At 66.4% G+C, this 17235-nt stretch carries 17 protein-coding genes; 10 read left to right on the top strand and 7 right to left on the bottom strand.

All coding sequences use genetic code 11. The features are described 5' to 3' along the window. Window positions 1-85: 85 nt before the first annotated feature. Both ku and DF286_RS00465 read right to left on the bottom strand, forming a co-directional pair. Window positions 86-961: a non-homologous end joining protein Ku gene (gene ku, locus DF286_RS00475; protein WP_109269650.1), complete on the bottom strand. Its 876-nt coding sequence runs from the start codon at window positions 959-961 to the stop codon at window positions 86-88. Between the two features lie 214 nt (window positions 962-1175). After that, window positions 1176-1646: an Lrp/AsnC family transcriptional regulator gene (locus tag DF286_RS00465; protein ID WP_109269649.1), complete on the bottom strand. Its 471-nt coding sequence runs from the start codon at window positions 1644-1646 to the stop codon at window positions 1176-1178. Between the two features lie 134 nt (window positions 1647-1780). Here DF286_RS00465 and DF286_RS00460 point away from each other — a divergent pair, with 134 nt between their 5' ends. From DF286_RS00460 to DF286_RS00450, 3 genes are read left to right on the top strand one after another with little or no spacing between them, the layout of a single operon-like run. Next, window positions 1781-3001 (top strand): amino acid aminotransferase, encoded by a 1221-nt coding sequence (locus DF286_RS00460; protein WP_109269648.1) that lies wholly within the window; start codon window positions 1781-1783, stop codon window positions 2999-3001. Then, window positions 2994-5078, top strand: a complete 2085-nt coding sequence (locus tag DF286_RS00455; protein ID WP_243444669.1) for a transketolase C-terminal domain-containing protein — start codon at window positions 2994-2996, stop codon at window positions 5076-5078. Before DF286_RS00460 ends, DF286_RS00455 begins: the two co-directional genes overlap by 8 nt. Before the next feature lie 9 nt (window positions 5079-5087). Further along, on the top strand, window positions 5088-6296 hold the full coding sequence (locus DF286_RS00450) for a dihydrolipoamide acetyltransferase family protein (protein WP_109269646.1): 1209 nt from the start codon (window positions 5088-5090) through the stop codon (window positions 6294-6296). Between the two features lie 82 nt (window positions 6297-6378). Here DF286_RS00450 and DF286_RS00445 read toward each other — a convergent pair whose 3' ends face one another. The 4 genes from DF286_RS00445 to paaG form a co-directional block, all read right to left on the bottom strand. Then, window positions 6379-6714 (bottom strand): glycine zipper 2TM domain-containing protein, encoded by a 336-nt coding sequence (locus DF286_RS00445; RefSeq protein ID WP_109269645.1) that lies wholly within the window; start codon window positions 6712-6714, stop codon window positions 6379-6381. Window positions 6715-6842: 128 nt separating this feature from the next. Beyond that, complete coding sequence (locus DF286_RS00440) at window positions 6843-7286, bottom strand: CBS domain-containing protein (RefSeq protein ID WP_109269644.1); 444 nt, start codon at window positions 7284-7286, stop codon at window positions 6843-6845. An 82-nt stretch (window positions 7287-7368) separates the two neighbouring features. Next, a complete protein-coding gene (gene paaZ / locus DF286_RS00435) occupies window positions 7369-9390 on the bottom strand; it encodes a phenylacetic acid degradation bifunctional protein PaaZ (protein ID WP_109269643.1) in 2022 nt (673 codons plus the stop codon). A gap of 108 nt (window positions 9391-9498) precedes the next feature. Beyond that, window positions 9499-10281 carry a 2-(1,2-epoxy-1,2-dihydrophenyl)acetyl-CoA isomerase PaaG gene (paaG, locus tag DF286_RS00430; protein ID WP_109269642.1) on the bottom strand — a complete coding sequence of 261 codons (783 nt, stop codon included), beginning with the start codon at window positions 10279-10281 and terminating at the stop codon, window positions 9499-9501. 196 nt (window positions 10282-10477) lie between these two features. Here paaG and paaI point away from each other — a divergent pair, with 196 nt between their 5' ends. The 7 genes from paaI (at window position 10478) to paaE (ending at window position 16544) form a co-directional block, all read left to right on the top strand. Continuing rightward, window positions 10478-10918 carry a hydroxyphenylacetyl-CoA thioesterase PaaI gene (paaI, locus tag DF286_RS00425; protein WP_109269641.1) on the top strand — a complete coding sequence of 147 codons (441 nt, stop codon included), beginning with the start codon at window positions 10478-10480 and terminating at the stop codon, window positions 10916-10918. A 184-nt stretch (window positions 10919-11102) separates the two neighbouring features. Beyond that, the gene (gene pcaF / locus DF286_RS00420; RefSeq protein WP_109269640.1) at window positions 11103-12305 is read left to right on the top strand and encodes a 3-oxoadipyl-CoA thiolase; all 1203 of its coding nucleotides are present in this window, start codon (window positions 11103-11105) and stop codon (window positions 12303-12305) included. A gap of 201 nt (window positions 12306-12506) precedes the next feature. Then, window positions 12507-13493, top strand: a complete 987-nt coding sequence (paaA, locus tag DF286_RS00415; RefSeq protein WP_109269639.1) for a 1,2-phenylacetyl-CoA epoxidase subunit PaaA — start codon at window positions 12507-12509, stop codon at window positions 13491-13493. Between the two features lie 154 nt (window positions 13494-13647). Further along, complete coding sequence (gene paaB, locus DF286_RS00410) at window positions 13648-13932, top strand: 1,2-phenylacetyl-CoA epoxidase subunit PaaB (protein WP_109269638.1); 285 nt, start codon at window positions 13648-13650, stop codon at window positions 13930-13932. A gap of 160 nt (window positions 13933-14092) precedes the next feature. Next, the gene (paaC, locus tag DF286_RS00405; protein ID WP_109269637.1) at window positions 14093-14920 is read left to right on the top strand and encodes a 1,2-phenylacetyl-CoA epoxidase subunit PaaC; all 828 of its coding nucleotides are present in this window, start codon (window positions 14093-14095) and stop codon (window positions 14918-14920) included. Then, window positions 14914-15459 (top strand): 1,2-phenylacetyl-CoA epoxidase subunit PaaD, encoded by a 546-nt coding sequence (gene paaD / locus DF286_RS00400; RefSeq protein WP_109269636.1) that lies wholly within the window; start codon window positions 14914-14916, stop codon window positions 15457-15459. Before paaC ends, paaD begins: the two co-directional genes overlap by 7 nt. Window positions 15460-15467: 8 nt before the next feature. Next, window positions 15468-16544: a 1,2-phenylacetyl-CoA epoxidase subunit PaaE gene (gene paaE, locus DF286_RS00395; protein ID WP_109269635.1), complete on the top strand. Its 1077-nt coding sequence runs from the start codon at window positions 15468-15470 to the stop codon at window positions 16542-16544. A 90-nt stretch (window positions 16545-16634) separates the two neighbouring features. On the opposite strand, the gene DF286_RS00390 is transcribed toward paaE, so the two are convergent. Next, the gene (locus DF286_RS00390; RefSeq protein ID WP_109269634.1) at window positions 16635-17225 is read right to left on the bottom strand and encodes a TetR/AcrR family transcriptional regulator; all 591 of its coding nucleotides are present in this window, start codon (window positions 17223-17225) and stop codon (window positions 16635-16637) included. Window positions 17226-17235: the final 10 nt, after the last annotated feature.

Genomic DNA, 17235 nt, shown 5'->3' with positions numbered 1-17235 from the left:
CGAGCGTAGTCGAGGGGCGTATGTGATGTGTCGGTGCCAGCGCCCCTCGACTTCGCTCGGGACGAACGGGGCGGGAAGGGCATGGCTACGCCCGCTTCCTGGCCGGTGCGGGCTTTTTGGCGGGGGCCTTCTTCGCGGGCGCCTTCTTGGCGGTGCCCTTTCCGGCCGCCGCCCCCGGCTTCTCGATCGACTTCTTCAGCGCGGCCATGAGGTCGATGACGTTGGAGCCGCGCGCGGGGGCTTCCTCTTCCTCCGCCTCGATCTTGGCGCCCTTGGACTTGCGCTTGCGCTCGATCAGGTCCTTCAGCGCGTCGACATAGCGGTCGTGATACTCCTCGGGATGGAAGGCCGCCGTCTTCTTCTCGATCAGCGTTTCGGCGAGGTCGAGCAGCTCCTCGTCCGGCTCCTCGTCGCTGATGTCGCGGAAATAGGACTTGGCCTTGTGGACCTCGTCGGCATAGCGCAGCGTCTCCAGCACGATGCCGCGGCCGCAGGGCTTGAGGCTGACGATATATTCGCGCCCGCGCAGCGCTAGCTGCCCGAGGGCGACCTTCTTGGTGCGGCGAAGCGCTTCGCGCAGGACGATGAACGCCTCCTCCGCCAGGTCGTCGGCGGGGACGACGTAATAAGGCTTTTCGAAATAGAGGACGTCGATCTCGTCATGGTCGACGAACTGGGTGAGCTCGAGCGTCTTCTTGCTCTCCAGCTTCACGCTTTCGATCTCGTCGTCGTCGAGGAGGACGTAATGGCCCTTCTCATATTGGAATCCCTTGACGATCTCCTCGGGGTTCACCGGGCCGACGCCGGGCACGACCTTTTCATATTTGATCCGTTTGCCGGTCGGCTCGTGGATCTGGTTGAAGGCGACCGTGGCGCCGCTCTTGGTGGCGCTGAAGATTTCGACGGGAATCGAGACCAGGGCGAGCCTGATCTGCCCTTTCCAGTAAGCGCGTGCAGCCATGGGTCCTGCTCCAGTCGATTCGCTGGCGATTCAATCCCCGGGAAGGACGGCGGTTCCGTAATCCTCCCCGGAACGGGGAGGGGGACCGCGACGCGAAGCGGCGTGGTGGAGGGGCCGACGGACTCTGGGCCAAACGCGGCCGCCGACAGCTCGCTTCGCTCGCGACCCCTCCACCATGCTCCGCATGGTCCCCCTCCCCGTTCCGGGGCGGATTTTAGACGGGTATTTCCGTGGTAAATTTCACCTGGCGCAGCGCGAAGTGCGACGCGGCGTTGGCGACGCTGGGGTGGGCGAGGACGCCGCGCATGACGAAACGGTCATAATCGGCCACGTCCCGGACGGAGATGCGCAGCAGATAATCCCACTCGCCCGACATGGCGTAGCATTCGACGATCTCCTCGCGCGACTGGATGAAGGCCTCGAACTCGGCGCGGGCGTCGGTCGTCTGGTGGGTCATGCGGACATGGCAGAGGACGTTGACGGGACGGCCGAGTGCTTCCGGGTCGGCGAGGCGGACCGTCCCGCGCAGCACGCCCGCCTTCTCCAGAGCCCGCACCCGGCGCCAGACCGAGGCGGCCGAGGCACCGACCTTCTCGGCGAGCGCGGCATGGCTGAGGCTGGCATCGCGCTGAAGCTCCCGCACGATTCGACGGTCAACCGCGTCGATGTGACGATCATCTTCCATGATTGGCTATATAGTGAAACGTGCGTTTCACATCCAGCGAAAAGCTGCGAAGTTATGAGACCCATTTTACCCGCTGATGGACTATGCGTATCGGCAAGCGAGTGTGGGGCCGCACGAACAAGGAGGCAGCTTCAATGGCGGAAGGATTCATTTTGGCGGACGAACCGAGGCTTTTCGATCGGCTGGAGGCGCAACCTTCGGACTCGCTGCTCGCTCTCATCGGGCTCGTCAAGGCGGACACGCGCCCCGAAAAGATCGACGTCGGCGTCGGCGTCTATCGCGACGCGGCGGGCGGGACTCCGATCCTGCGCTGCGTGAAGGCGGCCGAGAAGATCCTGCTCGAGACGCAGGAAACCAAGGCTTATCTCGGTTCCGAAGGCGATGCCCGCTTCACCGAGCTCATCAAGCCGATCGTCTTCGGCGGTCAGGGCGCGCGGGATGACCGTATCGTCGGCGTGCAGACGCCGGGCGGCTGCGGCGCGCTTCGGCTCGGCGCGGAACTGATCCGCGCCTCCGGCGGGGGTGCCCGCGTCTTCGTCGGCCAGCCGACCTGGCCGAACCACAATCCGCTGATCGGCGCCGCCGGCGTCGAGATGGTCGACTATCCCTATTACGACAAAGCCTCGCACACGGTGCTGTTCGACCGGATGATGGGCGCGCTGGAGGAGGCGCGGCCCGGCGACCTGGTGCTCGTCCATGGCTGCTGCCACAATCCCACCGGCGCCGATCTCAGCCTGAACCAGTGGCGCGAGCTCGCCGATCTCATCGCCGCGCGCGGCATCGTTCCCTTTGTCGACCTCGCTTATCAGGGTCTCGGCAACGGGTTGGAGGACGATGCGGCCGGAACGCGTCTCGTCGTCGAGGCGGCGGAGCAGGCGCTGGTCGCGCAGAGCTGCGACAAGAATTTCGGCCTCTATCGCGAGCGCACCGGTGCGCTTTTCGTCAAGGCGTCGAGCGGGGAGCAGGCCAACGTCGTGTTCGGCAATCTGATCGGCCTCGCCCGCACCATGTGGTCGATGCCGCCCGATCATGGCGCGGCGATCGTCCGCACCGTGCTGGAGACGCCCGAGCTTGAGGCGGACTGGCGTGCGGAGCTGAAGGAGATGCTCGCCCGCATCCGCAGCCTGCGCGCGCGCCTCGCGACCTTCGATCCGCGCCTCGCCTATATCGACGAGCAGAACGGCATGTTCTCGATGCTGCCGCTCTCGCCCGAGGCGGTGGTGGAGCTCCGCGCCAGCCACGGCATCTACATGGCGAACAGCGGCCGCTTCAACGTCGCCGGCCTGTCGGACGACAATGTCGACTATTTCGCCAGGGCCGTCGTCGAGAGGCTGCCGGAGGCGGATCGTGGCTGAAGCGATGGCGGCGTCACCCAAGGCGCGGGCGAACGCGCCCGATCCCGACTTCGACTGGCGCCGCATCGCCTATCTCGTCCACGTCTCGCGCGCCCTCGACAAGCTGGAGGAAACGAAGCTCGTCCCTGAGAAGAAGGTGCTCTACCAATTCTCGGCGCGCGGGCACGACATGGCCCAGATCATGCTGGGCTCGCGCCTCGACCAGCCGAAGGATGCGGTGTGCGGCTATTATCGCTCGCGTCCATTGCTGCTCTCGCTGGGTGTGCCTCTGGAGGACGCGCTCGGCTCCGGCATGGGACGGGCAGGGGGCTATTCGGACGGCCGCGATATCGGCGTCGTCTTCAACTATCCCAATCCGCGCGGCGCTCCCGCTCTGCCGATGTGCGGCGGCGTAGGGGCGCAGTATACGCCCACCGCCGGCTGGGCGCAGGCGATCGAATATTATCGGACCGTGCTGAAGGACCGCGCCTATGAGGGGGCGATGGCGGTGGTGCTGGGCGGCGACGCCTCGGTCGCGACCAACGGCTTCTGGTCGGCGCTGACGATCGCCACGACGCAGAAGCTGCCGATGCTCTTCTACATCGAGGACAATCAGTTCGGCATCTCCGTGCCCGGCACCTACCAGACCCCCGGCGGCAACATCGCCCGGAACCTGGAAAGCTTCACCAATCTCCACGTCATCTCGGGCGACGGCACCGAGCCGGCGGAAGCCGCGCGCCTCCTCAAGATGGCGTCGGATCATGTGCGCGGCGGCAAGGGCCCGGCGCTGCTCCGCCTCACCGTTCCGCGTCTCCAGGGGCACAGCTTCCAGGATACCCAGACCTATAAGTCCGAGGAGCTGGTCGAATCCGAATGGGCGCGCGATCCGCTGCCCAAGCTCAGATCCTACCTCGTCGGCTCGCTCCTCGACGACGGCGAGTGGGAGGCGATCCAGGCCGAGGCCGAGGCCGCCGTCGAGACAGCGCGCGAGATCGCCGAAGGACGGGACGTGGCCGATCCGGAGACGGTGCTTTCCAACGTCTTCTACGAAGGCGAGATGCAGCAGCTCGGCGGCCAATGGACCCATGGTTATGAGCCGCCCGCCTCGACCGACCAGCCCAAGCCCGAGGGCCAGCGCATCAACATGGTGACGGCCATCCGCCGCACCCTCGACCATGAGCTGGAGATCAACCCGCGCGTGCTCCTGTTCGGCGAAGATATCGGTCCCAAGGGCGGCGTCCATGCGGTGACGTTGGGCCTCCAGGACAAGTTCGGCATCGAGCGGGTGTTCGACACCAGCCTCTCAGAGGAAGGCATTGTCGGCCGCGCCGTCGGGATGGCGATGGCGGGGCTGATGCCCGTGCCCGAGATCCAGTTCCGCAAATATGCCGAGCCGGCGATGGAGCAGATCAACGATTGCGGCACCATGCGCTGGCGCACCAACAACCGCTTCGCCGCGCCGATGGTGCTGCGCATCCCCGGCGGCTTCTTCAAATGCGGCGACCCCTGGCACAGCCAGACCAACGAGGTGCAGTTCGTCCACAATCCCGGCTGGAAGGTGGCGGTGCCGAGCAATGCCGAGGACGCCGTCGGCCTGCTCCGCGCCGGCCTTCGCGGCAACGATCCGGTGGTGTTCTTCGAGCACCGCGCCATGCTCGACGACGTCTGGGCCCGCCGCCCTTATCCGGGCGACGACTATGTCCTCCCCTTCGGCCGCGCCAAGAAGACGCGGGAAGGCAGCGGCATCACCATCGTCACCTGGGGCGCCATGGTCCCGCGCTGCGAGGAAGCGGCGAAGGACGTATCCGCAGACATCATAGACCTTCGCACCTTGATGCCGTGGGATCGCGAGATGGTGCTGGACTCCGTCCGCCGCACTCGCCGGTGCCTGATCGTTCACGAGGACCTCCAGACCGGCGGCTTCGGTGCCGAGATCGCGGCCGTGGTGGCGGACGAGGCCTTTCTCGATCTCGATGCTCCGGTGTCGCGCCTCACAATGCCCGATATTCCAAGCCCGCATAATCCGGTGCTGCTCAACTGGGCCGTCCCGAGCGTCGAGCGCATCCGCGCCAAGATCGACGATCTCATTTCCTTCTGAGGGTTCAATATGATCGACGTCATTGTTCCCAAGGAGCAGGAAGGCACCCAGGCCGTGGTGCGCTCCTGGCTGAAGCAGATCGGCGACCGGGTGGAGGAGAACGATCCGCTCGTCGAGCTGGAGACCGACAAGGTGGCCGTGGAAGTGCCGGCACCCGCGGCAGGCGTGCTCAAGGAGATCGTGCTCGACACCGATGCCGAAGCGCTCCCCGGCGCCGTGCTGGGCCGCATCGCAACTGACGAAACAGAAGAATCCGTTCGTCCCGAGCGAAGTCGAGGGGCGCCGGCACCGACCCCTGAGAAACGCCCCTCGACTACGCTCGGGACGAACGAGGTTCGTGATCCCGAGATGCGTCTCTCCCCGGCGGTAAAGCGCGCGCTCCTGCAGCACGATATCGATCCCAAATTGATCAGCGGCACCGGCCGCGACGGCCGCATCACGCGTGCGGACGTCGACAAGGCCGTCGAGGAGGCGACGCACGTGCGCCCCGTCGAGGGGATCATCCCGGCCGCAGGCATCCGCTCGCACAGCGTGCCCCACGACCGCATGCGCCTTCGCATCGCCGAGAACATGCTGAGCTCGGTCACCCAGGCGCCGCACGTCACCGCGGTGTTCGAGGCCGATTTCAGCGCCATCCAGGCCCACCGCGCCCGTCACAAGGATGTGTTCGCCAAGAAGGGCGTGAAACTTACCTACACCGCCTATATCGTCGCCGCGGCGGCCGAGGCGATGAAGGTCGCGCCCGCGATCAACAGCCGCTGGCATTCCGACCGGCTCGAAATCTTCGACGACGTCAACATCGGCGTCGGCACCGCGCTTGGCGACAAGGGGCTGATCGTTCCCGTCCTTCCCCGGGTGCAGACGCTGTCGCTGAAAGGCATCGCCGCCGGCCTCGACGCGCTGATCGAAAAGGCCCGCGCCGAGAAGCTGACCAGCCAGGACGTGAAGGGCGGGACCTTCACCATCTCCAATCACGGCGTTTCGGGCTCGCTTTTCGCGTCGCCGATCATCATCAACCAGCCCCAATCCGCCATCCTCGGCGTCGGCAAGCTGGAGAAGCGCGTGGTGGTGCGCGAGGTCGGCGGCGTCGACACCATCCAGATCCGCCCGATGGCCTATGTGAGCCTCACCATCGACCACCGCGTCGTCGACGGCCACCAGACCAACGCCTGGCTCAGCCGCTTCGTCGAGCTGCTGGAGAATTGGCCGGCGGAATGAAAAACCCCTCCCCGGGGAGGGGGAGGGGTTAGTGAGGAGTGGGCCTAGGGCATTCGACACCCACCCCGAAACTCAAACCGCCTTAGCGGCATTTATCGTTGAGCACGTTCCGCTCCACATGCCGGCCGAGCAACGCGCCGACCGCGGCGCCGAGGATCGTGCCGGTGGCGCGGTCGCGGCCGCCGTCGATCTCGCGGCCCAGCAAGGCGCCGCCGGCGCCGCCGACGATGAGGCCGGTCGTGCCGCTGCGCTTCTCGCACCGCACCTGACGCCGGTCATAGGCGCGGCTGTAGCGAGGCTGGTCGCCGCGGTGATAATGCTCGTAGCCCGTGCGGTGAGCGAAGGCGGGGGCGGTGGGGACGGCGATAGCGGGAACGGTAAGGCTTAGTGCCGACATCGCGAGAACAATCTTACGCATAACTCGAACTCCTCAAACGACTCGGCGGAGGATCGAATACGCGTCTCCGTCCGCCGATGTCGCTTAGAGCCGATTCGCGTTGAGCGATGGCTGAACCGGCTTGTTAGCCGCCGTTCAGACGGTGGAGGTCAGCCGCCTTGGCCCTGGCTGTGCGAGCCGCCCGGGTCGGTGATCCCGCCCAGCGCCATCGAGGCTGCCTCGCCCTTCTCGGAGCGGCTGAGGTCGCCGAGCGAGACGATGCCGACCAGCTTCTTGTCCTCGCGGCTGATGACGGGGAAGCGGCGGATCTGGGCGTCGCTCATCTTCATGGCGACCTCCTCAACCTCCTCGTCATCGAAGCAATAGTCGATATGGTCGGTCATCGCGTCCCGCACGGGCGTGTCGGGCCCGCGCCCCTCGGCGATCGCGCGGACGGCGATATCGCGATCGGTGATCATGCCGACGAGCCGGTCGCCGTCGCAAACCGGCAGCGACCCGGCATCGTGGCGAAGCATGAACTGGGCGGCTTCGCGGATGGGCTGATCGGGGCTGACGATCTCGACATCCTCGGTCATGCATTCGGCGATCTTCATGGCGCGTCTCCTTTGGGGGCGTGGAAATCGCCTCGCCAACGGCCGATGCCGATCGCCGTTCCAGTCGTTACGCTCGCATGCGCTAGGGCGCGTTCATCGTTAGCAGGTCGTAGGTCGCGACCACCTCGTCCTTCTGATTGAAGACGTAGACGGCCCAGCGCACCTCGCCCATCTCCTCGTTGCGGAGCTTCGTCGATTTGACGGTCAGCTCCACCCGCATTGAATCGCCCGGATAGAGCGGCGTCACGAAGCGGAGATTGTCGAGGCCGGTATTGGCGAGCACCGGGCCAGGCGCGGGTTCGACGAACAGGCCGGCGGCGAAGGAGAGGATCAGATAGCCGTGCGCGACGCGGCCGTCGAAGATCGGATTCGCCTTGGCGGCTTCCTCATCCATATGGGCATAGAAGGTGTCGCCCGTGAAATGGGCGAAATGCTCGACGTCCTCCAAGGTGACGGTGCGACTGTGGGTCTTCAGCGTGTAGCCGACCTCCAGCTCGGAGATCCGCTTGCGGAAGGGGTGGACGTCCCCCGTCGGCTTGTCCGCGCCGGGCAGCCATTGGTGCGCCACCTTGGACAGGACCTCGGGCGAGCCCTGAAGCGCGGTCCGCTGCATATAATGGGTGACGCCGCGGATGCCGCCCATCTCCTCACCGCCGCCGGCGCGGCCGGGGCCGCCATGGACGAGGACGGGGAGGGGAGAGCCGTGGCCGGTCGACTCCTTGGCGCTGGTGCGGTCGAGGATCATCATGCGGCCGTGATAGGCGCCTGAGCCGAGCACGAACTCCTCCGCCACTCGGGCATCGAAGGTGAAGAGCGAAAGCGCGAGGCTGCCCATGCCTCGGTTGGCGAGGGCGATCGCGTCCTCCATGTCCTTGTAGGGCATGATTGTCGACACCGGCCCGAACGCCTCGATGTCGTGGACGGCGTCGGCGGTCCAGGGCGTATCGGTTCGCAGCAGCACCGGCTCGATGAAGGCGCCCTTCTCGTGGCCCGGAAAGACATGGTCCGGATTGCCCGACACGATCCGCGCCTGCTTATGGAGCTTGCCGATCTGCTCGCGCACGTCTCTGAGTTGGCGGGCGCTGGCGAGCGCGCCCATGGTGACGCCCTCCTCGCGCGGGTCGCCGATCTTCACCTTGGCGAGACGGGCCGAGAGCGCGTCCTGCACCGCGTCGAGATGCTCGGCGGGCGCCATGGCCCGGCGGATGGCGGTGCATTTCTGGCCCGCCTTCACCGTCATCTCGCGCGCGACTTCCTTGATGAAGAGATCGAATTCGGGCGTGCCGGGTGCGGCGTCGGGCCCCAGGATCGAGGCGTTGAGGCTGTCGCGTTCGGCGATGAAGCGCACGCTCTCACGGGCGATCACCGGATGCGACTGGAGCTTCATCGCCGTCTGCGCCGAGCCGGTGAAGCTCACCACGTCCTGGAGCGTCAGATGGTCCATCAGGTCGCCGACACCGCCCATGATGAGCTGGAGCGCGCCCTTGGGCAGCACGTCCGCCTCGATCATGATGCGGACGCAGGCCTCGGCGAGATAGCCCGTCGCCGAAGCCGGCTTCACGATCGCTGGGACGCCGGCGAGCAGGGTCGGCCCTAGCTTCTCCAGCATGCCCCACACCGGGAAGTTGAAGGCGTTGATATGGACGGCGACGCCCTGGAGCGGGGTGAAGACGTGCTGGCCGACGAAGCTGCCGCCCTTGGACAGGGGCTCCATCGCGCCGTCGACGAGGATGCGGCCGTTGGGCAGTTCGCGCCGGCCCTTGGACGAGAAGGAGAAGAGCGTGCCCGCGCCGCCTTCGATATCGATCCAGCCGTCGGTGCGCGTCGCCCCGCTATTGTAGCTGAGCTCGTACAGCTCCTCCTTGCGCGCCATCACCGCCTGGGCAAGCGCCTTCAGCATCCAGGCGCGGTCGTGGAAGGTCATCGCCCTGAGCGCCGGTCCGCCGACATTGCGGGCATGGTCGAGCATCGCCTTGAAGTCGAGCCCGCTGCTGCCCGTCTCCGCGATCACCTCTCCGGTAACGGCGCTATGCACCTCCGCCAGACCGCCATCGCCCGCCACCCACTGGTCGGCGGCATAGTTCAAGAGCTTCAGCGTTTTCATCGTCTCACCTCACAGGCGTTCGTCCCGAGCGAAGTCGAGGGGCGCTGCACGGACTCACCACATACGCCCCTCGACTACGCTCGGGACGAACGATTTGGGAGTCTCGCTCTAGCGTCCCGTAAATCTCGGCGTCCGCTTCTCCATGAACGCCGCTACGCCCTCGCGATAGTCCTCGCTATGGCCCAGTTCGCGCATATTGTCGCGTTGCAGGTCCAGTTCCTCGTCTAGGCTGTGCTCCCAACTCGCCCGGATCATCTGCTTGATGGCCGCGAGCCCCCGCGTCGGGGCCGAGGCAAAGCGGGTTGCCAGCGTATCGACTTCCTCGTCGAGCGCCTCGTCCTCCACCGCCTTCCAGATCAGCCCCCATTCCGCCGCCTGCTCCGCCGGCAGCGGCTCAGCCGTCAGCGCCAGGCCCAGCGCCCGCGCCTGTCCTACTAGCCGTGGCAGCACCCAGGTGCCGCCGCTGTCCGGAATGAGCCCGATCGCGGCAAAGGACTGGATGAACTTCGCGCTCTTCGCCGCGATCACGATGTCGCAGGCGAGTGCGATATTGGCGCCGGCCCCCGCCGCGACGCCGTTCACCCGCGCGATGACGGGGAGTGGGAGGGACGTCAGTCTGCGGATGAGGGGGTTGTAATAGGTCTCGACCGAATGGCCGAGATCGACGCTCTCGCCCGGCGCCACGGCCCGATCGTTCAGATCCTGCCCCGCGCAGAAACCGCGTCCTGCGCCGGTCACCACCAGCACCCGCGCCTCATCCAGCTGGCCCAGCGCATCCGCCACTTCCTCGTGCATCTGCACGGTGAAGCTGTTGAGGCGGTCCGGACGATTGAGGGTGAGTCGGGCGATGCCCTCGCCCTGCGAAAAGAGGATGGTTTCGTAGCTGGACATGCATCGTCCTTATCAGCCCCTCTCCCCTTGTGGGAGAGGGCGACTCACGCGGAGCGTGAGCGGGATGAGGGGGTGCGCTTGCGGCGCAAGCGCGCGCTCCTTGCGGAGCGCACCCCTCGACCAAGCTCCGCTACGCTGCTTCGCAGCAAGCTCCACTATCCTTCTCCCGCAAGGGGAGAAGGGCTAGGCTGTCCCGATGACCGATCCCGATCAACTCGCCGCCTCCGTCGCCCACGCCATGCTGGCACGCGAGGGCACCGGCCCCGCCTGGGGCATCGAGATAGTGGAAGCGCGCGAGGGCTATTCGCGCCTCCGCATGACGCTTCGCGCCGACATGCTGAACGGCCATGGCAGCGCCCATGGCGGCATGGTCTTCGCGCTGGCCGACACCGCCTTCGCCTATGCCTGCAACAGCCGCAACGTGCGCACCGTCGGCGCCCAGGCGACGATGGTGTTCCTCGACGGCGCGAAGGAAGGCGAAGTGCTGATCGCGGAGGCTGAGGAGGCCGCCGTCGTCGGCCGCTCCGGCGTCTACAATGTCAGCGTGAAGACCGAGGATGGCCGCGCCGTCGCCGAATTCCAGGGCTTCTCCCGCACAGTGGGCGGGGCGTTTATCGACGAGGCCCCTCTCCCTTGAGGGGAGAGGGTTGCGCAGCCTTAGCGAGCCATTTCTGGCGAGCTTAGGCGAAGCTGGGTGAGGGTGACAGACTCCGAGAATAGTCTCCACCGCTGTCACCCTCACCCAACTACGACTAGCCAGCAAGCTGGCAAGTCTTCGTATCCCTCTCCCCTCAAGGGAGAGGGGCTGCTACGGAGCACCCATGACCGAAGCCTATATCTGCGACGCCATCCGCACCCCCATCGGCCGTTATGCCGGCGCGCTCGCCCATGTCCGCGCCGACGATCTCGCCGCCATCCCGATCAAGGCGCTGATCGATCGCAACGCGCAAGTCGACTGGGCCGACCTCGACGACGTCATCCTGGGCTGCGCCAACCAGGCCGGCGAGGACAATCGCAACCTCGCCCGCATGGCCGCCCTCCTTGCCGGGCTTCCCGACACGTCCGGCGGCGTCACGCTCAACCGCCTGTGCGGCTCCGGTATGGACGCGGTTGCCATGGCGGCGCGCGCGATCCGCGGCAGCGATGCCGATCTCGTCATCGCGGGCGGCTCGGAAAGCATGAGCCGCGCCCCCTTCGTCATGGCCAAGGCGACCTCGGCCTTCGATCGCAACGCCGAGATGTACGACACCACCATCGGCTGGCGCTTTGTCAATCCGAAGATGAAGGACGCGTACGGCGATGACAGCATGCCGAGCACCGGCGAGAATGTCGCCCAGGAATTTCAGGTCTCCCGCGAGGACCAAGACGCCTTCGCCGTCCGCAGCCAGGAAAAGGCCGCCCGCGCCCAGGAGAACGGCCGTCTCGCCTCAGAAATAGTCCCCGTCACTATCCCCCAGCGCAAGGGCGATCCGATCGTCGTCGACAGGGACGAACACCCGCGCAAGACCAGCCTCGAAGCGTTGGCGAAGCTTCGTCCGATCGTCCGCTCTGACGGCACGGTGACGGCCGGCAACGCCTCGGGCGTCAACGACGGCGCCGCCGCCCTCATCGTCGCGTCGGAGGAAGCCGCCAAACGCAACGGCCTCACCCCCCGCGCCCGCATCGTCGGCACCGCCGTCGCTGGCGTCCCGCCCCGCATCATGGGCATCGGTCCTGCGCCCGCCTCCCAGAAGCTGCTGAAGCGCCTCGGCCTCAGCATCGCCGACATGGACGTGATCGAATTGAACGAAGCCTTCGCCGCCCAAGGCCTCGCCGTCATGCGCCAGCTCGGCCTCCCCGACGACGCGGAGAAAGTGAACCCCAATGGCGGCGCCATCGCGCTGGGCCACCCCCTCGGCATGTCCGGCGCCCGCCTCGTCCTCACCGCCACCGAAGAGCTCCACCGCACCGGCGGCCGCTACGCCCTCACCACCATGTGCATCGGCGTGGGGCAGGGCATCGCGATGGTGATCGAGCGGGTTTGACGAATCGTCACCCCGGCGTAGGCCGGGGTCTCGCTAAGACCCGCCGAGACTTCTGGTTTTGAGATCCCGGCCGTCGCCGGGATGACGTTTTCTTCCGATGCGACTTCGGGATGGAGCTGCGCGTTGAAACAGTGAGGCAAAGCTGCCGGATTCATTGACCGATCGGTCGGCGAACGGTAGAATGCGCCCAAGGAGCCAGCCATGTACACCACCGAACTGCAGAAGTCGGCCAAGCCGGCCGTCGCGCCTATCGAGGACCCGGAGAAGCTCGCCGCGTTCGAAGCGCGCGTCGCCGCCGACGAGTTCATCGAGCCCAAGGACTGGATGCCCGAGGCCTATCGCCGCACGCTCACCCGGCAGATTTCGCAGCATGCGCATAGCGAGATCGTCGGCATGCTGCCGGAGGGCAACTGGATCACCCGCGCGCCCTCGCTCAGGCGCAAGGCCATCCTGCTTGCCAAGGTGCAGGACGAGGCGGGGCACGGTCTCTACCTCTATTCGGCCGCCGAGACGCTCGGCACGAGCCGCCAGGAGATGATCGAGGCGCTGCATTCGGGCAAGGCCAAGTACAGCACCATCTTCAACTATCCGACGCTCACTTGGGCGGATATCGGCGCCATCGGCTGGCTGGTCGACGGCGCCGCGATCATGAACCAGGTGCCGCTGCAGCGCACCTCCTACGGCCCCTATGCCCGCGCCATGGTCCGCGTCTGCAAGGAGGAGAGCTTCCACCAGCGTCAGGGTTACGAGATTTGCATGACGCTCGCGAACGGCACGCCCGAGCAGAAGCGCATGATGCAGGATGCGCTGAACCGCTGGTGGTGGCCCAGCCTCATGATGTTCGGCCCGCCCGACGCCGACAGCCCCAACACCGCCCAGTCGATGCGTTGGCGGATCAAGCGCGACACCAATGATGAGCTTCGCCAGAAATTCGTCGACATCACCGTGCCGCAGGCCGACGCGATCGGCCTCAAGGTGCCGGACCCGGACCTCAAGTGGAACGATGAAAAGGGCGGCTATGATTTCGGCGAAATAGATTGGGAGGAATTCTACGCCGTGGTGAAGGGCGAGGGTCCGGTTGCCAAGGAACGGATGAAGGCCCGCCGCGACGCCTGGGAAAACAACGCGTGGGTGCGCGAGGCGGCGGCGGCCTATGCCGGGAAGCGCGCGAAGAGGGAGGCGGCGTGATGGTGCGGCGGGTAAAATCCTCCCCGGAACGGGGAGGGGGACCATGCGAAGCATGGTGGAGGGGTCGGAGCCTCTCCATGCTCGCTGGCGCTCGCGACCCCTCCACCAACCGCCCTCGGCGGCCGGTCCCCCTCTCCGTTCCGGGGAGGATCGCATGACCAAAGACTGGCCGCTCTGGGAAGTGTTCGTCCGCTCGAAGGGCGGCCTCTCGCACCGTCATGTCGGCAGCGTCCACGCGCCGGACGCGGAGATTGCCGTCCGCCACGCCCGCGACACCTATACGCGGCGCATGGAGGGCGTGAGCCTGTGGGTTGTCCCCTCCGCCCAGATCATCGCCTCCGATCCGGCCGAGGACGGCCCGATGTTCGAGCCCGCCGAGGACAAGATCTACCGGCATCCGACCTTCTACAACATCCCGGACGACGTGAAGCACATATGAGTGGTGATCGCGCAAGCCTGAAATCCGCCCCGGAACGGGGAGGGGGACCATGCGCAGCATGGTGGAGGGGTCGACGGCCTCTCCGTGCTCGCTGCGCTCGCGACCCTTCCACCACGCCGCTCCGCGTCGCGGTCCCCCTCCCTGTTCCGGGGAGGATTTGATGGCCTCGCTGCCTCCCATCGGCCTGCCCAAGGGCGCGACGGGCGAGGGTGCCTTCGATCCGCGTGCCGAAGACCGCGACCGCCCGCTGTTCGACTATCTCCTCCGCCTCGGCGATGACAGCCTGATCCTCGGTCAGCGCCTCGGCGAATGGTGCGGGCATGCGCCGAGCGTTGAGGTCGATCTCAGCCTTGCCAACATCGCGCTCGACCTGATCGGCCAGGCGACGCATTTCCTGAACCATGCCGGCGCCGTCGAAGGGCGGGGCCGCGACGGCGACGCGCTCGCCTTCCACCGCGATGTGCTCGATTTCCGCAACTGCCTTCTCGTCGAGCAGCCCAACGGCGATTTCGCCCAGACCATGGCGCGGCAATTCCTCTTTTCCACCTGGCAGAAGCTGCTGTTCGAGCGCCTGACGACCTCCAAAGACGAAACCATCGCCGCCGTCGCCGCCAAGGCGGTGAAGGAAGTCGCCTATCATGAAGAGCTCAGCGCCGAGTGGGTCATTCGCCTCGGCGACGGCACCGAGGAAAGCCGCCGGCGGATGATCGACGGGCTCGACTGGAATTGGCGCTTCGTCCCCGAACTGTTCGAGATGGACGTGGTCGCGCGCGAAATGGCGGAGCGCGGCATCGGCGCCGACGTCACCGCCTTCCGCGCCGATTATGACCGCAAAATCCGCGCAGTCCTCGAGCAGGCAGGCCTCGAAGCCCCCAAGGATCAGCGCCCCATCCTCGGCGGCCGCGACGGCCACCACAGCGAGCATCTCGGCCACATCCTCTGCACCCTGCAGTTCCTCCCCCGCACCTATCCGGAGGCGACATGGTAGCGGTGCAGGTAGAGGAGGCCCGTTCGTCCCGAGCGAAGTCGAGGGGCGCCGGCAATGAGTCTGAGCAACGCGCCTCGACTACGCTCGGCACGAACGAGGTGGTGGGTAGGCTCTGGCGCGTGCTCCAAGGGGTGCCCGATCCCGAAATCCCGGTGCTCTCGGTCGTTGACCTCGGTATCGTCCGAGAGGTGACGCCGGAGCGGGTGACGATCACGCCCACCTACACCGGCTGCCCCGCCACCCAGGTGATCGAGCGCGACATACGCGATGCTCTCGATGCGGCGGGCTACCGCGAGGTCCGCATCGACACGACCCTCTCGCCGCCCTGGTCGACCGACTGGATCAGCGAGGAAGGCAAGGCCAAGCTCAAGGCCTATGGCATCGCCCCGCCGACACCGGCGGGAACGCGCGCGGTCGAATGCCCGCAATGCGGCTCCACCGATACGGAAGAGCTCAGCCGCTTCGGCTCCACGCCCTGCAAGGCGCAATGGCGCTGCCGCTCCTGCCTGGAGCCGTTCGACCTCTTCAAATGTCATTGAGCCGCTGAATGTCGATCGATTTCCACACCCTGACCGTCGCGGAGGTCGTGCCCGAGACCGCCGAGGCCAAATCCATTCGCTTCGACGTGCCGGACGCGCTTCGGGAGACGTTCCGCTTCAAGCCCGGCCAGCACCTCACCTTGAGGTGCGACATTGGCGGCGAGGAAGTGCGTCGCAACTATTCCCTCTGCGTCGCTCCGGCCGAGGGGCAGCTCAAGGTTACCGTCAAGCGTATCGCCGGCGGACTCTTCTCCAACTGGGCCAATGACAATCTGAAGCCCGGCGACAGCGTCGAGGTGATGGCGCCGCACGGCAGCTTCACCTGGGATTTCGACCCGGCAGCCGCCAATCATTATGTCGGTTTCGCTGGGGGCTCCGGCATCACCCCCGTCATGTCGCTCATCAAGACCGCGCTCAGCGTCGAGCCGGACAGTCGCTTCAGCCTCTTCTACGGCAACCGCGACAGCCAGTCGGTGATCTTCCTGGAAGAGCTGGCGCGCCTCAAGAACCGGTTCATGGGGCGGCTCGAAGTCTATCATTTCCTCGCCGAGGAGGCGGAAGATATCGACCTTTTCAACGGCATGCTCGATCGTACCAAGTGCGACGAGATATTGCAGCATCTGGTCGAGCCGGAAGCGGTGGCGGGCTTCTTCATCTGCGGCCCCGGCCCGATGATGGACGCGGCCGAGGAGGCGCTGCTGGAGCGCGGCGTCGACAAGCACAAGATCCATATCGAGCGCTTCACCGCCGACCGCCCCTCGGCCGCCGTCGAGGCGCAGATGCACGTCCTTCAGGACCAGGCCCGTGGCCTCACCATGCAGGTAACCCTCGACGGCCGGAAGCGCCGTGTTGCGTTCGATGCCGAGGCCGGCAACATCCTCGACAGCGCCCGCGCTGCCGGTCTCCCCGCGCCTTACGCCTGCAAGGCCGGCGTCTGCGCCACCTGCCGCGCCCGCGTCATCTCCGGCGAGGTCGAGATGGCCGCCCGCTACGGCCTTAGCGACGAGGAGATCGAGGCCGGCTACGTCCTGACATGCCAGTCGGTGCCGAAAGGGCCGGGCGTGGAGTTGGACTACGACGCCTGAGGCTCGTCATTGCGAGGAGCGGAGCGACGAAGCAATCCAGCTCGGGCGTGGCTGGATTGTTTCGCTGCGCTCGCAATGACGCGCGGAGAGTCAGCGCAATGAGAGTTCGCCCAATCCATTCAGCATCAGGTCCACCGCCAGATAGGCCAGTTCTTCGGCCGACATGGCGCCGTCGGGCCGGAACCAGGTGTGCGTCCAGTTGATCATGCCGAAGAACAGCATGGTGAGGGGCAGGGCGGTCGCGCCGGCATCCGGCCGGATCGTCTGGATGAGATTTTCGACGACGGCAATGATGCGCCGCTGCTTGCGGACCACCTCCGCACGTCGTTCGCTGGGCAGGTTGTCGAGCTCGTTCAGCAGCACCTTGTGATGGTCCTGCGCGCCTTCGTAGAGGCGCATGAAGGCGAGGGCGAGGGCGCGCAGCCGCTCCTTCGCGTCGCCCCTGCGCATCACATCGTCGGCGGCATCGACCAGCGCCTCCAGATGCGCCGCCATCACTTCGTAGAGTATGTCCTCTTTCGACGGGAAGTAGTGGTAAACTAGGGATTTCGAGGTGTTGCACGCCTTGGCGAGGTCGGCCACCGACGCGCCTTGGAAGCCCCGGCGTGCGTAAAGCTTGGCCGCCGTCGCGATGATCGCGTCGCGCCGCTTGTCATAGTCGGGGGATTGGGGCCGGGCCATGGCGACACCT

The sequence above is a fragment of the Sphingosinicella humi genome (genome assembly GCF_003129465.1).
GTDB lineage: Bacteria > Pseudomonadota > Alphaproteobacteria > Sphingomonadales > Sphingomonadaceae > Allosphingosinicella > Allosphingosinicella humi.
Note: the sequence above shows the minus strand (reverse complement) of the source record. Positions and strands in the feature narration are given on the sequence as shown.

Bases quoted from the DNA above. Each gene is read 5' to 3' on its own strand.
- ku (WP_109269650.1), bottom strand. From the start codon at position 961: ATGGCTGCACGCGCTTACTGGAAAGGGCAGATCAGGCTCGCCCTGGTC.
- DF286_RS00465 (WP_109269649.1), bottom strand. From the start codon at position 1,646: ATGGAAGATGATCGTCACATCGACGCGGTTGACCGTCGAATCGTGCGG.
- DF286_RS00460 (WP_109269648.1), top strand. From the start codon at position 1,781: ATGGCGGAAGGATTCATTTTGGCGGACGAACCGAGGCTTTTCGATCGG.
- DF286_RS00450 (WP_109269646.1), top strand. From the start codon at position 5,088: ATGATCGACGTCATTGTTCCCAAGGAGCAGGAAGGCACCCAGGCCGTG.
- DF286_RS00445 (WP_109269645.1), bottom strand. From the start codon at position 6,714: ATGCGTAAGATTGTTCTCGCGATGTCGGCACTAAGCCTTACCGTTCCC.
- DF286_RS00440 (WP_109269644.1), bottom strand. From the start codon at position 7,286: ATGAAGATCGCCGAATGCATGACCGAGGATGTCGAGATCGTCAGCCCC.
- paaZ (WP_109269643.1), bottom strand. From the start codon at position 9,390: ATGAAAACGCTGAAGCTCTTGAACTATGCCGCCGACCAGTGGGTGGCG.
- paaG (WP_109269642.1), bottom strand. From the start codon at position 10,281: ATGTCCAGCTACGAAACCATCCTCTTTTCGCAGGGCGAGGGCATCGCC.
- paaI (WP_109269641.1), top strand. From the start codon at position 10,478: ATGACCGATCCCGATCAACTCGCCGCCTCCGTCGCCCACGCCATGCTG.
- pcaF (WP_109269640.1), top strand. From the start codon at position 11,103: ATGACCGAAGCCTATATCTGCGACGCCATCCGCACCCCCATCGGCCGT.
- paaA (WP_109269639.1), top strand. From the start codon at position 12,507: ATGTACACCACCGAACTGCAGAAGTCGGCCAAGCCGGCCGTCGCGCCT.
- paaB (WP_109269638.1), top strand. From the start codon at position 13,648: ATGACCAAAGACTGGCCGCTCTGGGAAGTGTTCGTCCGCTCGAAGGGC.
- paaC (WP_109269637.1), top strand. From the start codon at position 14,093: ATGGCCTCGCTGCCTCCCATCGGCCTGCCCAAGGGCGCGACGGGCGAG.
- paaD (WP_109269636.1), top strand. From the start codon at position 14,914: ATGGTAGCGGTGCAGGTAGAGGAGGCCCGTTCGTCCCGAGCGAAGTCG.
- paaE (WP_109269635.1), top strand. From the start codon at position 15,468: ATGTCGATCGATTTCCACACCCTGACCGTCGCGGAGGTCGTGCCCGAG.
- DF286_RS00390 (WP_109269634.1), bottom strand. From the start codon at position 17,225: ATGGCCCGGCCCCAATCCCCCGACTATGACAAGCGGCGCGACGCGATC.